General features: G+C 66.0%; 22 protein-coding genes and 1 tRNA gene. 21 read left to right on the top strand and 2 right to left on the bottom strand.

Annotated elements, in window-relative coordinates; translation table 11 throughout:
- The first annotated feature begins 8 nt into the window (after nt 1–8).
- The 21 genes from AC07V5_RS23855 to AC07V5_RS23955 all read left to right on the top strand — a co-directional run bounded on the left by AC07V5_RS23855 (nt 9) and on the right by AC07V5_RS23955 (nt 12,471).
- Nucleotides 9–84: transfer RNA gene (locus AC07V5_RS23855), tRNA-His, on the top strand.
- A gap of 173 nt (nt 85–257) precedes the next feature.
- Nucleotides 258–1,499: a tyrosine-type recombinase/integrase gene (locus AC07V5_RS23860; protein WP_495118215.1), complete on the top strand. Its 1,242-nt coding sequence runs from the start codon at nt 258–260 to the stop codon at nt 1,497–1,499.
- Nucleotides 1,500–1,624: 125 nt separating this feature from the next.
- Nucleotides 1,625–2,038: a S24/S26 family peptidase gene (locus AC07V5_RS23865; RefSeq protein WP_495118216.1), complete on the top strand. Its 414-nt coding sequence runs from the start codon at nt 1,625–1,627 to the stop codon at nt 2,036–2,038.
- A 222-nt stretch (nt 2,039–2,260) separates the two neighbouring features.
- The gene (locus tag AC07V5_RS23870) at nt 2,261–2,782 is read left to right on the top strand and encodes an HNH endonuclease (protein ID WP_495118217.1); all 522 of its coding nucleotides are present in this window, start codon (nt 2,261–2,263) and stop codon (nt 2,780–2,782) included.
- Complete coding sequence (locus AC07V5_RS23875; RefSeq protein WP_495118218.1) at nt 2,779–3,198, top strand: hypothetical protein; 420 nt, start codon at nt 2,779–2,781, stop codon at nt 3,196–3,198. The genes AC07V5_RS23870 and AC07V5_RS23875 overlap by 4 nt, the downstream gene beginning before the upstream one ends.
- Nucleotides 3,199–3,279: 81 nt before the next feature.
- Complete coding sequence (locus AC07V5_RS23880; protein ID WP_495118219.1) at nt 3,280–3,558, top strand: hypothetical protein; 279 nt, start codon at nt 3,280–3,282, stop codon at nt 3,556–3,558.
- Nucleotides 3,555–3,770: a hypothetical protein gene (locus tag AC07V5_RS23885; protein ID WP_495118220.1), complete on the top strand. Its 216-nt coding sequence runs from the start codon at nt 3,555–3,557 to the stop codon at nt 3,768–3,770. Before AC07V5_RS23880 ends, AC07V5_RS23885 begins: the two co-directional genes overlap by 4 nt.
- Nucleotides 3,757–3,948, top strand: a complete 192-nt coding sequence (locus AC07V5_RS23890) for a hypothetical protein (RefSeq protein WP_495118221.1) — start codon at nt 3,757–3,759, stop codon at nt 3,946–3,948. Before AC07V5_RS23885 ends, AC07V5_RS23890 begins: the two co-directional genes overlap by 14 nt.
- Entirely contained in the window at nt 3,945–4,151 is a 207-nt protein-coding gene (locus AC07V5_RS23895; protein ID WP_495118222.1) for a hypothetical protein, read from the top strand. Before AC07V5_RS23890 ends, AC07V5_RS23895 begins: the two co-directional genes overlap by 4 nt.
- Nucleotides 4,148–4,588, top strand: coding sequence for a hypothetical protein (locus AC07V5_RS23900; protein WP_495118223.1), 441 nt, complete (start codon nt 4,148–4,150; stop codon nt 4,586–4,588). Before AC07V5_RS23895 ends, AC07V5_RS23900 begins: the two co-directional genes overlap by 4 nt.
- Nucleotides 4,585–5,676 carry an AAA family ATPase gene (locus tag AC07V5_RS23905; RefSeq protein WP_495118224.1) on the top strand — a complete coding sequence of 364 codons (1,092 nt, stop codon included), beginning with the start codon at nt 4,585–4,587 and terminating at the stop codon, nt 5,674–5,676. Before AC07V5_RS23900 ends, AC07V5_RS23905 begins: the two co-directional genes overlap by 4 nt.
- Before the next feature lie 181 nt (nt 5,677–5,857).
- The gene (locus tag AC07V5_RS23910) at nt 5,858–6,106 is read left to right on the top strand and encodes a hypothetical protein (protein ID WP_495118225.1); all 249 of its coding nucleotides are present in this window, start codon (nt 5,858–5,860) and stop codon (nt 6,104–6,106) included.
- Between the two features lie 56 nt (nt 6,107–6,162).
- Nucleotides 6,163–6,342, top strand: a complete 180-nt coding sequence (locus tag AC07V5_RS23915) for a hypothetical protein (RefSeq protein ID WP_495118226.1) — start codon at nt 6,163–6,165, stop codon at nt 6,340–6,342.
- Nucleotides 6,339–6,758 (top strand): hypothetical protein, encoded by a 420-nt coding sequence (locus AC07V5_RS23920; RefSeq protein WP_495118227.1) that lies wholly within the window; start codon nt 6,339–6,341, stop codon nt 6,756–6,758. Before AC07V5_RS23915 ends, AC07V5_RS23920 begins: the two co-directional genes overlap by 4 nt.
- Entirely contained in the window at nt 6,755–6,952 is a 198-nt protein-coding gene (locus tag AC07V5_RS23925) for a hypothetical protein (RefSeq protein WP_495118228.1), read from the top strand. Before AC07V5_RS23920 ends, AC07V5_RS23925 begins: the two co-directional genes overlap by 4 nt.
- A 2-nt stretch (nt 6,953–6,954) precedes the next feature.
- Complete coding sequence (locus AC07V5_RS23930; RefSeq protein ID WP_495118229.1) at nt 6,955–7,554, top strand: hypothetical protein; 600 nt, start codon at nt 6,955–6,957, stop codon at nt 7,552–7,554.
- Nucleotides 7,555–7,563: 9 nt separating this feature from the next.
- On the top strand, nt 7,564–7,830 hold the full coding sequence (locus AC07V5_RS23935) for a hypothetical protein (protein WP_495118230.1): 267 nt from the start codon (nt 7,564–7,566) through the stop codon (nt 7,828–7,830).
- Nucleotides 7,827–8,390, top strand: coding sequence for a hypothetical protein (locus AC07V5_RS23940; protein WP_495118231.1), 564 nt, complete (start codon nt 7,827–7,829; stop codon nt 8,388–8,390). Before AC07V5_RS23935 ends, AC07V5_RS23940 begins: the two co-directional genes overlap by 4 nt.
- 85 nt (nt 8,391–8,475) lie before the next feature.
- Nucleotides 8,476–10,926: a hypothetical protein gene (locus tag AC07V5_RS23945; RefSeq protein WP_495118232.1), complete on the top strand. Its 2,451-nt coding sequence runs from the start codon at nt 8,476–8,478 to the stop codon at nt 10,924–10,926.
- A gap of 95 nt (nt 10,927–11,021) precedes the next feature.
- A complete protein-coding gene (locus tag AC07V5_RS23950) occupies nt 11,022–11,669 on the top strand; it encodes a hypothetical protein (protein ID WP_495118233.1) in 648 nt (215 codons plus the stop codon).
- Between the two features lie 529 nt (nt 11,670–12,198).
- A complete protein-coding gene (locus tag AC07V5_RS23955; RefSeq protein ID WP_495118234.1) occupies nt 12,199–12,471 on the top strand; it encodes a hypothetical protein in 273 nt (90 codons plus the stop codon).
- Between the two features lie 19 nt (nt 12,472–12,490).
- Here AC07V5_RS23955 and AC07V5_RS23960 read toward each other — a convergent pair whose 3' ends face one another.
- Together AC07V5_RS23960 and AC07V5_RS23965 are read right to left on the bottom strand one after the other, a co-directional pair.
- On the bottom strand, nt 12,491–12,694 hold the full coding sequence (locus AC07V5_RS23960; protein ID WP_495118235.1) for a hypothetical protein: 204 nt from the start codon (nt 12,692–12,694) through the stop codon (nt 12,491–12,493).
- 46 nt (nt 12,695–12,740) lie between these two features.
- On the bottom strand, nt 12,741–13,016 hold the full coding sequence (locus tag AC07V5_RS23965) for a hypothetical protein (protein WP_495118236.1): 276 nt from the start codon (nt 13,014–13,016) through the stop codon (nt 12,741–12,743).
- Nucleotides 13,017–13,462: the final 446 nt, after the last annotated feature.

The following is a 13,462-nucleotide window of genomic DNA, read 5'->3' on the forward strand; positions in this document are numbered from 1 at the left end:
GCTCTGCGGTGGCTGTAGCTCAGTTGGTAGAGTCCAGGATTGTGATTCCTGTCGTCGTGGGTTCGAGTCCCATCAGCCACCCCATAAAAACATCTCATTGCCTCTAGCAATGACCAAAAAGCCCCAAGCAAATCAACAGCTTGGGGCTTTTTTCATTCAGGATCGTCTAGCGTTGGCTAGTTGCAGCGCAGGGGAACAAGGGGCACATTTCGGGGAACGCGGGGCGTTTCGGGCTCTGCAGCGAGGTTTGTTCCCCGATGCCGCTCACCGATCTCGAGTGCAAGAACGCCGCGTGCGCACCTGAGCTGAAGCGCGTTCGCCTGGCCGATGGCCAGGGCCTGTATTTGGAGGTCGCACCCAACGGCTCCAAGCGCTGGTTCTGGAAGTATTACTTCGGCGGCAAGGAGAAGCGCCTGGCGCTCGGTTCCTACCCGGAGACGGCGCCCAAGCAGGCCAGGCTCAAGCGCGATGAGGCCCGGCTACTCCAGCAGGCCGGCAACGACCCGGCCCAAGAGCGCGTCGTTGCCAAGCTGCAACGCAAGGCCGCCAGCATCAACACGTTCGAGGCTGTCGCCCGCGACTTCCACGAGTTGAAGTCGCCCGGCTGGAGTCCGCACTACGCCGAGCGCTGGCTCGCCCGCCTCGAAAAGGACGTGTTCCCCTGGATCGGGAAGCAGCCCATCGCCGACGTGAAGGCGCCGCTGCTGCTGAGCACGCTGCGCCGCGTGGAGGGCAGGGGGGTCAAGGAGCTGGCGCACTCGCTGCGCGAGAGCTGCGGCCAGGTCTTCAAGCACGGCAACACCCTTGGCGCCTGCGACCACAACCCGGCGGCCACGCTGAGCAGCGCGCTCAGGCCCATTGCCACCAAGCACATGGCGGCCGTGCTGGAGCCGAAGGCGGCCGGCGACCTCATGCGCGCCATCCTGGCCTATGAGGGCCAGCCCAGCACGCGCACCGCACTGGAGCTGTCTGCGCTGGTGTTCCAGCGGCCTGGCAACGTTCGGGCGATGGAATGGGCCTGGGTCGACCTGGATGCGGCCATGCTGACCATTCCGGCCGAGTCCATGAAGCGGGTCAAGGCCGGCAAGGTCAACGGTCGGCCGCACTTCGTGCCGCTGGCGCCGCGTGCCGTCGAGCTGCTGAAGGATCTGCAGCCGCTGACCGGTCATGGTCGGTTCGTCTTCCCGAGCCTGCTCACGGGCGAGCGCCCGATGAGCGAGAACACCCTGCGCACGGCGCTGCGCCGCATGGGTTTCGACAACGACACGATGACCCCGCACGGCTTCCGCGCAATGGCGCGCACGCTGATGGTCGAGCGCCTGAATGTGCACCCCGACGTCATCGAGGCTCAACTGGCGCACGGCAAGTCCGGGCCGTTGGGCATGGCCTACGACCGCGCGGAATTCATGGAACAGCGCCGACAGATGATGAATCTGTGGGCCGACTACTTGCAGCGCTTGGCACAGGGGGCGGAGATCGTGCCCTTCAAGGCTGCTTGACCGCGCCGCCCGGATGGCGGCAAAGCGGGCCAGCAAGGTGGTGACACACCGAGCAGGCCCTGACCACAACCCACCTGATAACGAGGTGAACTTTGGCTACTGCAAATTCTCTCAGCACTGGCGGGATGAACATCGCGTTCGCGCGGCCCGTTCTACCCCTTCCGCGCATCCCGACCCGCCCGCCCCGCGGGCCATCGCCCAATGGTGGCTTCCTGATGGGTGGCCACAAGCCGATCCCACCCGGCGCCCTGCCGGCGCAGTTCCGACTGCCCGTCAAGGATGCAGCCATGGAGCCGATGCTGTCGCTCGGCGACGAGGCCGTGTTCTGTACGGTGACCAAGCCCGAACCGGGCTCCTGCGTGCTCATGGGCACGATCTTTGGTCACGAGATCCGCCAGTACGAGCCCCTGCCGAACGGTCAATGGGCAGGCTGTCCCTTGAACCCCGACTACGAGCCGATCCTGTCGAGCGAAGAGCGCTGCTGGCTGGTGGCTGTGCTGATCGGTGTGATTCCGGCGGAGGGGGTGTCCTATGGCTAACCAAGCACTGCGCCTCGTCGGCGGCCGCGATTTCAATCCGGCCCCCGTCCAGCAGACAGGCGCCGCATCACCAGAGCCGTCAGCTCGGCGCCCAGTAGCCGGCTGGCCTCTTACCCCAGAGGTGCTCGCCGCGCTGCAGCGTGCCAGTCCCCTTCAGCTTTGGCAGGCGGAGAGCAGCCTCCGGATGTATCTCGACTTGCCCATAAACCAATTGAGCCCGCCATGAACGCGCCGATGCTCCGCCGCCCGATCATGGGCGGTGTGTTCGGCCAGGGCGAGTTCGAGCTGGCCACGCAGCCGACGATTTGCGCCGGCCTGCACTCGGTTCGGTTCCTCGTGATCCAGCCGCGCGCCGGCCGCGTACTGGCCATCGCCGAGACGAAGACTGAGGCCCTGGCCGGAGCCAGGCGGGTGCTGTGCGCCACAGACGCCGCGAACGACGAGCCGCGCTGGGTGCAGCCGCGGCTGTGGTCGGACGCCGAACTGTCCGTCGTGGCCGCTGAACCGCCGTCCCGGCCGGTGTCGCGGCGTCGGCGTGAGGTGTTTGTGCGCTCGGGCGGGTGCTGCTGCTACTGCGGCACGCCGCTGCAACTCGACGGCGCCTGGCACGTCGAGCACCAACTGCCGCGCGCGCTGGGCGGCACAGACGAAGCGCTGAACCTCGTCGCCGCCTGCGAGCGCTGCAACCTGCAGAAGAGCGACCGGACGGCGCTGGAGTTCGTATTGCGGAGCGGGGCGGCATGAGCGACCGCGCTCCGAAGCCGATCGGCGCTGCAGCAGCGCTGCTCGGCCAGCCGGCTGATCCTCAGATCCAACTGACCGTCGACGTCGATGCGCGGGAGCGCTTCAAGGCACGTGTGTTCGAGCAGGCCGTCGAGCTGGCGATCCATGACGACGAATTCAGGAAGTGCCTGCAGGCCAAGATGAGGGACCTTGGCGAGGGGAAGCCCAAGAGGGTCACATCGGCGTTCGATGTGCAGCAGACGGTTTCGGCGGCCGAACTGCTGAAACGCCAATACACGGGCACCCGCAAAGCTCACCTGGTGAAGATGCCCCGTTTGTTCGACGAGATTGCACGGCTACTGGGCATCACCCGCGGCCAGGCGAAGACTCGATACGACATAGCCAGGAAAAGGGGCCTGATGGATTTCAGGCTTTGATCCAGATTCGGAAAAACGTTCGCTCTTAGAGCGCCCACAGTCGGCCCGGTTCCTCCAAGTAGGTCTAACCGGAGTCGGCTGATGAACACACCCACCCAGTCCCAAGAAATCTCCTCCCAGGCACGCGATGCGAAGCGCCCCCGCGCCCCGCAACCTGCTGACTTGATCCGCATCGACGGTGCGCTGCTGAAGCTCGAAACCGTGGCCAGGATCGCGGGTCGCGGCGTCTCCACGCTGTATCTGGACGCGTCGAAGGAGCGTGGCCTGCTGGTCCTGACCAAGGTTGGCCCGCGCTGCACCAGGGTCAAGAGCGAGGACGCCCGTGCGTACCTGCAGCGCCTTGCCGGCGGCGCCCAGTGAGCGGGCCAGGCATCGTGCTGGTGCCTTGCACGGACCCTGTCGAGGCTGCACTGCAGGAGCGTGCCGCCCGGCGTGGCGCCTTGCTGCTGCCGCCCAGTGACTGGCGGCCTGACTGGGTGGCCAGGCTGAACGGCACCACGACGACCTTCATCTCTGAAGAGCAGGTCAGCGCGTGGTTGGAGATGCTGGAGGCCGGCGATGTGCGGCACTGACACGAAGCGTGCCGCCAATGCCAAAGCCCGGGCCGCGATGGCCGGCGTCGAGCTGCACTGCATTACGGACGATGCCGGCCGGCCCGTCTACATCTGCACCAAGTGGGCGCTGACGGCCAGCTTCCAGGATCTGGCAGACGTCGAGGCCTGGCTGGATCGCGTCGAGGGCAAGCGGTGAGCAGCCGCACCGCACAGGCACCGCAGCGGCCGGGCGGCATGTCGCGCGCCGAGCACCGGCTCGACATTGCCCGCGGCTTGATGGGCCTGCGGCCCGGGGCCGACGTCATGGCCAGCATCCACCGCCTGCCCGATGACCGCAGCCGCGAACTGCAAGGCCTCGTGGACTGGGTGGAGTCCTACGACCTTGGAGCGCCGGCATGAGCAGCCCGATTGACCTTGTGCTGAGCCGGCTCGAGCCCTTCAAGCTGCGCCAGCACGGCCGCGACCGCTGGCGCGCCTGCTGCCCGGCCTGCGGCGGCAACAACGGCAGCAAGCTCAGCGTGGGTGAGGGCGACAACGGCGCCTGCCTTCTTCGCTGCTGGGCAGGCTGCGAGGTCGAGCAGGTCGCGCACGCCCTCGGGCTGGAGCTGACCGACCTGTTTCCACCGAAGGCGCACCACCACACCGGCGGCAGGCCTTCGCGGCGTCGCCTGATCAGCGCTGGCCAGGCTCTGGACCTGCTCGACACCGAGATGACATTGGCCGTCGTCTGCGCCAGCGACATGGCCGCAGGCCGGCCGCTCAATGAATCCACCCGAGCCCGGCTGCTGCAGAGCGCCGCGCGCATCACGCTGTTGAGAGACGAGGCCCGCGCATGAGGCTGGACGACCACGGCTCCCTGGATGAGGCCATCGAAGCCCGCGGCGGCGCTGCAGCGGTTGCCCAGCGCGGCGTGCAGCGCATCGTCGGCGCCCGAGACCCGCTTGCCGCCATGTCGGCCTGGATCGTCACGGAGGACCATGTGAAAGAACTCGAAGCGACGCGCCTCATCTGGCGCGACATGATCGCCTCGGCCCACGTCGCGGCCTGGGTTGCACCGGCCAATGGCGGCAAGACGACCATCGCCAAGCAGGCCGCGGCGGACCTGGCCGACGACGGCTACCGCGTCATGTACTTCCAGGAGGACGCGAGCGCTGGCGACCTGCCGGATCTGTTCCAACACGCCCGCAATAACGGGTACTCGCTGCTGAACTCGACGCTCTCAGGCACGGATCCCGAGGAACAGGTGGACGTGCTGCAGGGCCTCGCGCAGGACGGGGCCGACCTGTCGAACTTCGTGCTGATCTTCGACACGTTGAAGAAGTACTCGGACCTGATGAGCAAGCGCGGCTCGCGTGCGTTCTTCAAGACCATGCGGACGCTCAGCCAGCGCGGCGCGACGGTGCTGCTGCTCGGGCACTGCAACAAGCACAAGGACGTGACCGGGAAGCTGGTGTTCGAGGGCGTCGGGGACGTGCGCAACGACGTCGATGAGCTGATCTACATCCAGTCGAGCGACAAGGACCCCGCCGGCCGCGTGACGCTGACGATGGCGCCGGACAAGGTGCGGGCCAAGATCAAGCCGCTGACCTTCCGGCTCGACACCGTGTCGATGGTGCTCGAACAGGTCGACGAAGTCATCGACGTGGCGGCCGTGAACGAGGCAACGCAGCGCCGCAAGGCAGACCAGGCAGTGATCGACCTCGTGCTGGTTGCGCTGCGCCCGAACGGCAAGACCCGCACCAAGCTGGTCGACGAGGTCCACGACGGCGCCCGAGGCCTGGGCAGATCGCGCCGCGAGGTCGAGCGCGTCATCGACGAGTACTGCGGCACCAGCGGCGCGTCGACAACTGCGCTGTGGATCGAGCACCGGATGCTGCAGAACAACACGCGGTACATCACCCGCAAGACCGGGGGCGAAGCGTGACCGCCGTGTGGTGTGTGGGAAACCGGGAAACCGGGAAACCTACTGAACCTCGAAAACCTACGAAACCTCGGAAAGCCGCGCCGGCATTGGGTTTCCCGGTTTCTGAGCTTTCCCAGGTTTCTCAGGTTTCCTACTTTCCCACTTTCCCAGAGGGCGGCCTGTGAGCGCTTCCGCTCCCGCCTTGACCAAGACGTGGGCCGTCGGCCGATACACGGCCACGCTGACCGTGCCACCGCTCGCCGCGGGGGTCATGCACGCCGTCATCGACTGGGCACCGCACGTCCCGAACGACCTGACGGCCGACGAGCTGCAGGCCTACCGCTGCGGGCGTGACTCGGCACTTCAAGAGCTGTTTTCGAATGGAAATGGCATCGCGGAGGGCGGATTTCCAGCGGAATCCGCAACCCAGAAACGGCGAGAACCCCGATGAGCACTGAGAAAAGTCCGGCAACCCCCTCCCGGGGTAGAGAGCCGCCACTGAAGACCATGCGTCACGTCAAGCAGGAGATCGCCAGGATCTACAAGGACGCGAAGGCGGGCCGGCGTGACATCGCCGACGCGTCCAAGCTCGGGAACCTGCTGGCGATCCTGGGGCGGCTCATCGAGGGCACCGACACCATCGCGCGCATCGAGGCGCTGGAAGCAAAGGAAAGGGGAAAGCAATGACGTTGAATGCTTCACTGAGAAACCGTGTCCGCAGGCTGGAGGAGGTGCGCTCCAAAGGCGATTGCCCATCGCTTGCAGAGCTGCTGCGACGCGCTCGGGAGCGCTGGCACGCGCTGACGCCCCAGCAGCAGGCCGCTGAGCGCTGCCAAAGCGTCGCCAGGGCTGTTGCGGCACTCGACCAGCCTGAGCCGGTGGGCGACGACCTCGAAGCACGCCTGCGCTCTGCCGTCCGGCATCGTGGTCTCCGGCATTTGGCCGCGCTGGCCTCTCTTGAGGAACCCGACCTCGTCGAGCCGTCGCCGTTCGATGTCGAAGCCCACGCCGCGTGGCGACACCAGCAGCTCAATCGCGTGGTGGGACGCAGGTACCTCGCCGACGTCGTCCTCGCCGGCGATCTTCTGAAGGAAACCCCATGACCCTGAACTCACTGCGTACCCGCGTGCGACGCCTTGAGGCCCGCGCTGGCCTCACCCCACCCGCTGTTGTTGGCATCCTGCTTCGGCCGGGTATCAGCGTCTCAGAAGCGCGTGAGCGCATCGACGAGGCCGGCGCCATCGCCCCAAGGGTCTACGTCGCCAACCTGGCGGGCCTCCGCCTCCGAAAGGACTGACCATGCAGCTCCCATCCCTCTTGAACCGCCTTCTGGACGGCTCGGCACGCCGCCAGCGCCAGATCAAGGAACTCCGCGGGCGCCGCCCGGACCTTGAGGGCGAGTACTTGGCCGCCATCGCTTCCGATGACGACGCCGCCGCCACCAAGGCGCGTAAAGCGCTGGACAAGCTCGACGAGGACATCGTGGCATTGGCCACCGCCATCGAAGCCGGCGAGCAGCTGGAGCGCGGCGAGCGGCAGCGCACTGAGGAGGCTGCTCTGGCTGCGCGGCGCGAGGCCCATGACCGCGACATGCAGGCCCTGATCGCGCGTGCCATCGAGTTCGACGAGCTGGTGAATGGTGAACTGGCCGAACGCTGGCAGGAGGTGGAGCGGCTGTTCCAGAAGGCTCGCCTCTCGGCCATCGACGCCAAGGCGCCCTTTCTGGACGCGAACGGCTCCAAGCCGGATCAGATCTGGCGGCGAATCTGGCGGCGCTTCTCTCAGCAGGTGGATCGCCAGATTGATGTCGGCGCCGTCAGCCGGTCTCGGCCTGTCGAATCGGTCGCGGAGTTCTTCCGCGTCAGGGACGTTGCGGCCCATCCGCAGCAAGCAGAGTAGGAGGCCGCAATGGCTCAGACCGTTTTGTACCTGGGCAACATCGCCCAGCGCATCGACGAGATGCAGGCATCCCAGCAGCTCGGGCCCGACAGCCGATTCATCGGTGAGGCCGGTGTCGCCGTCATCATCAACCCGGCTCAGATCACCAACACCGGCGACCTTCACCGCGTGATGCGGACCATCGAGCAGGCCATTTGGACGGATATGGACGTGCTGGACGCCGCGGGCCAGAAGCCCGGCGTGTTCCAGGCCGCTCTCGCAGAGAGCGCAACATGAGCGCCGGGCCGCAGTTGCAGCAGGCGCCCAACGCCGCGGCGCCGGCCGCGCCCGCAGTGGCTGACCCCGGCGAAACCGACGCCGAGCAGGCCGACATCGAGGCCGAAGCTGCGTTCTTCGCCGCGCCGCCGTCTCCCAGCGACTATCAGCTCCCGAGCCACCTTGCCCAGCAGCAGGGCCTGCAGGTCGACTTCGCCGGCGAGGTTGAGCTGCGCGTCGCGCTGCACGCATCCGGCGTCGACAACAACCTGGCGTCGTCGCTCTACACCGTCGCCGTCGGGGCCATGCGCCACGACCTTACGCCCCTGTCCGTCGCGTCCGATTACGCGTCCGCCGAGCCCGCGCTGCGCCGCGAGTGGGGAACAGCCTTCGATGTGAACTTGCGCCTGGCCAACGCCGAGGGCAGGCGGCTGTTCGATGCGCTGCCGGACAGCGCGCGCGACGGCATGACGTACGCCGAGTACGCGCTGGTGATGGGCTTCGCCAACTCGGCACCGGTGGCAAAGATGCTGCTGGCACGTGCTCAAAGTCGGGCTCGGACCTCGAACGCTGGGTCGTAGCCCGCACCGTCGCTGCGCCTGCTAACAGTGGGTGTGGTGCGGTTCCCCGATTTGTTCCCCGATCTGCCGTTCAAGGATTTCCATCATGCCTAGACTTCCCATTCCGCAGTTCCAAGCCACGCGCCTCATCCAGCCGACCGAGGTGAGGCCCGGGGCAGGCACAGGCGCTGGCTCCGTCGGAGGTGCCCTTGCTGGCATCGGTGACGCCCTTCAACAGCATGTCGACCGCGAGCGCGCCGCCGAAGACAACCTAGCGATCACGAACGCCATGAGCCGGCTGCGTGTAGCTGCGGCTGATGGGGCTGTCGACGATGGCGCCGCCGATGGCATGGCGGGCCGCATCACGGGCCGGTTCGAGAAGCAGCTCAGCGCTGAGTACGAGCGCATGTCGCCCAGGGCGCAGCGCGTCTTCCGCGAAAGCCACGGAGCGCGCCTCCTGACCGAGGTTGCGCTACACGCAACGACAGCTGAGCGCAACGCTAAGCAGCTGAAGCTGCGCGCTGACGTCGACGAGGGCGTGCAGGCCGACGGTCAGGCGGTCTTCACCAACCCCGGCGATGCCGTCGACGTCATGGCCGGCCGCCTGGCATCCATCGAACTGCTGCCTCTGCCGGCCGCGGAGCGCGAGGACGCGAAGCGCAAGGCGCGCGAGTCCATCGCCAGCGTCGCTCTCGCAACGCGCATCCAGCGCGATCCTGGCTCCGTGGTGCAGCAACTGGGCAACCTGGGTGACGACACCATCCAGAAGGACCCGGTGCTGTCGTCTCTGCCCGCCGACAAGCTGCAGCGCGCGCTGCACCAAGCGCAGACCGAGGTGCAGCGCCGCAGCACCGAGGACCGCTATCGCATCGAGAGCCAGACCAAAGACCTGCAGGCCATGGTGCTCAATGCCGTCTCGCCGCCGAAGGATGTCGTGCCCACGAAGGAGCAGTACGTGGCCCTCCACGGCAAGGACGGCCTCGCGATCTGGCAGCAGGAAGTGGGCAACTTCCTCGAGCTAGATGGCGGGCTGCAACAGATGCGAACCGCGAGCGCCGCCGAGCGTCAGGTACTGGTCGAGCAGGCCGCGCCGCAAGCCGGTGCCGGCTTCGCCGGGAACCTCCAGAAGCGCAACCTGTTGCAGCAGGCAAAGCAGATCACGGAGAAGCGCATCATTGATGACCCCGCGGCCTACGCACTAGAGAACTCGCCGCTGGTGCGCGAGGCGCAGCGGCAGCTCAGCGAGTTGACCACCGAGGTCTCAGCTCCGAGCACGAAGTTCGACACGCCGACCTCTCGTCAGGCAGCCATCGACATGGCGGTGCAGCGGTATGCACTGACCACGAGTGCAGAGCAGCTGCGCCTCGGCATTGACACGATTCGCGACGAACGTGCTGGCAACAAGCCCCGCGGCCCGAAGCTGCTGACGAACCAGCAGGCAAACGCCTACGTGGATCAGTTCAACGACATGCAGACGGGCGGCGCCAAATCAGCCGAGCTGGTGCAGGGGTTGGAGCAGTTCTACGGCAAGTACTGGCCGCAGGTCTTCAGCCAACTCGCAGCTGACGACCGCATGCCAGCCGCCGCCCTTGTCATCCCGAACATGCGCAACGACGCCAGCCGAGCGCTGCTAGCCCAGGTGTCGGCGATGAAGCCTGCAGAACTGGCGGCGCTCGTGAAACCTGGTGATATGCCGCTCATCAAGGAGGAGACGCTAAAGGCATTTGCAGCCGCTCAGCCCAGCTTCGTCGCCCAGGGGCCGGGCGGCAATCACACGCTGGCAATGCTCCTCGATGAGGCCGAAAAGCTTGCGGCCGTCTACGTGTCGCGCGGCAAGAAGCCCAAGGCAGCCGCCGAACAGGCTTTCACGACTATGGTGGGATGGAAATACCAATTCGACCAAACCTATCGCGTTCCGAACGGCATCGGCGCTGGCGAGGTTCGGCGGGGGACAGAGGCGGTGATCGAGGATCTGGTGAAAACCGGACGGGCCAAAGTCTTCGTTGAAGACGCGCCCAAGATACTCGCCGACGACGCGCTGCGCTACCGGTCGATGTGGATCACGAACAGAGAAGAGACCGGCCTGGAGCTGCGCCTGCGCGGCGCCGACGGCGACGTGCTTGCGGTGCATGGTCCCGATGGCAAGCCGGTCACGAAGATGTGGGCTGACCTCATGACGCGCGCCAAGACGGCTAAGGCAGAGGACAACACGCGCGAAGGCAATGAAGAGTGGATGCGTCGCCGGCAGCAAGAGCTGAACCCGCGTCGCGACGGCATGCTGGAGCCGGGCAACATCGATCTCAGCAAGCGCCCAGTCGTCAAGAACAGCGACGGATCGATCAGCACGGTCCGCAGCATCGGCGTGAACATCGACGGCCAGGAGGTGCTGATTCCGACCGTCAGCGAGGACGGACGTGTGCTGTCGAATCAGGACGCCATCGAACAATACCGCAGCTCCGGTCAGCACTTGGGCAAGTTCTCCAGTCGAGCGGCAGCGGACGTCTACGCCCAGCAACTGCACCAGCAGCAAGAGCGCATGTATTCATCGCGGAAGTAGCGTTGATCGGATCAGTCGTCCTGTGTTTGCCCGGCCGCGCGCCGGGTTTTTTCATGTCAGCCGCGCTGACTACAGTTGCTGTCTCGGGAGGCACGATGACAAGCAAAGCGATGCAGGAAGCGGCTGCAGAACTCGCCGACATTGAAACAAAGGTCGGGCTCACTCCCGGATTTGTTGCGGCGCTGATGGACGAGAAGGACGATTGGTCATTCGTGGTGAAGATCAATGTGGTCCTCGAAGCGGCGCTGAATGCCGTGACTGCTGAGGTGTCGCCTGGGCATGATCTCGCCGAGTTCGTCGGTCAGCTCGGTCTTCAGGGACGCTCAGGAAAGCTCGCTCTGGCCGTTGCGGCGGGCCTCATCGATGTGCAGTGTGTCGAGGCCTTCGGAGCGCTGGCGACGATCCGCAATCGGTTCGTGCACTCGCTAACCGGGTTGGCCGGAACTCTCGAAAGCTACGCTGGCCAGATGACACTCGAGCAGCGAGTCGACTTCGCACGGAAAACGTTTCACGCCGACGCTCAAGACGTGCCCCAGTTCAGAGCGGAGTCGCCGGAGGCCTTCGCCGCGCAGTTCCGAGAACGCATTTGGTGGTGTGCCGCGTGCCTGTTGATGACGCTGTGCATTGGCGACAAAGAGAACACGATCCGACAACTCAAGTTCAAGCTTGGGGAGCATCAACGGCCGGCCGACAATCCTTGGACGGCCTTGGGTGAGTGGTACACCAAGCTCGGAGGGGGATAGCACTCACAGGGGAACAGATCGGGGAACGATCGGCGACCGCACGCCGCGAAGTGAGCATTGGCGCGGCCTGCATTGAACTGTTCAATCTCCATCAGCCCATAAAAACACTTCATGGGACACCATGAAACACCAAAAGCCTCAAGCGCATCAAGCACTTGGGGCTTTTTTACGCCTGTACCCACCACAGCACACCATTGAAGTGCAGGGGAACAAGGCGCACGTTTAGGGGAACGCGGGTCGAACGGGGCATTGAACACTGCCAGCAAGGCCGCGCTAGCGTTGCAACTGCGCGCTCGGCAGCTCACCAGTGCCCCGATCTGTTCCCCGAGCGGCCCAAAAAGCCAGTGCTTGGCTGGGTCGACCCTCTGCCCGCCGTGCCACATCAGGTGCCGGGCGGGGCGCTGCGTCCGCGTAATCAAGCCGCTCACGCGGATTGGGGCATGGAGCATTTCCAGCCTGCCGACACCGGCTGCAGGGTAGCGTAGCGCCAAGCTCACCCTGCGAGCTACCGCGCCCGCAGGATGGCTGCATGAACGCCCCTGACCACATCACCCCTGCGCCGTCCATACCCATCGACAACGGCATCCTGGCCCGCGTGCCTAGCCAGTACGTCGGCAAGGCCCAAAGCTCGCTGCCTGACGCGGCCTTGGTGCCTGACGACGAGATCCGCGTCGAGGTAGAGGCCGGCTGGCTCGGCCCAGTGCGCCTGACCTTCAGGAAATACCGGTACACCCGCCCCAAGAGCAAGCTCTCGGCCGTAGCGTGGAGCTGCCGCCACGCCGAGGCCGTCAGCGAGCGCTGAACTCCGCCACGGTGTCCCCTCACTTGTCCCGGCCGCTATCTCTGATGTGGACGGCACAGATGAATTCCAGCTCGGCGCGCTTGGAGGCCGCGTTGCGGCGGCGGCGGGTCTCTTCCCACTCCTCCTGACGGCGGCGCGCCTGAGCGTCGACGGCTTGGTGCTGCTCGATGAACCAGTGCGGCAGGCGGCTGATCAGGGCAATGGTGCGGTCGGTGGCGGTCATGGGCTTGCTCCTTGCGATGACGGGCAGTCGTAGTACCAACAGCGATTCAGCCGAGCCAGACAGGCCGGAAGGCCTCATTGGCCTTGACCCAGTCATCCATGCTGATCTCGCGCGCATCGACGCCAGATAGAAACTGGACTCGCCGGTTGTGGGACTGCGTACCGCTCATCTGGCGGGTGCAGCGCAGGATGCTGTCGCGGACCTCGTTGGCGTAGGTGCGCTGCACGTTGCGCTGGATGGGCTGGATCTTGTCGGAGGAGCGGGCGAAGAGGCCGGGGAACTGGATGGCGCGGTGGGCGGCAACGGTGGCGACGGCTTGCATGACGGGCTCCGGGGGTTGCTTTCGATGACCGTCAGTGTCTCGACCGCGGGGAGTTCAGACCATCGCCCTTAGGTGGGAGCTGAAGGAGGGGTCTCCCCCCTTTGGGGGATGTGGCCCGTTGGCCTCCCCCTTGAGGGCGATACCCGTCGAGCGCCTGGATTCAGACACTGGCGGCGCTATGAAACAGACGCCCTCAAACCCAGCAAGCCAGGGAGACAGCACCATGCACGCTCTGCCCTGGCACGGGCTCCACGCGGTCATGGGGGTCGCCGTAATCTGCGGGGCCTTGCGAAGTGGTCCTGTGCCGGGTGGCGTGGAACGCTTCCAGGTCGCGGAGGCTGAAGCGGTCATTCGCGCGCGCCGGCGGCGCGTACGAGACCCAGGACAGTTTCGGCCGGGCCATGGCGTGCTTGTCGCTTCTAGGGATGCAGTGCCTCGCGGCGCAC

Source organism: Roseateles sp. GW821-FHT02E12 (assembly GCF_059421665.1).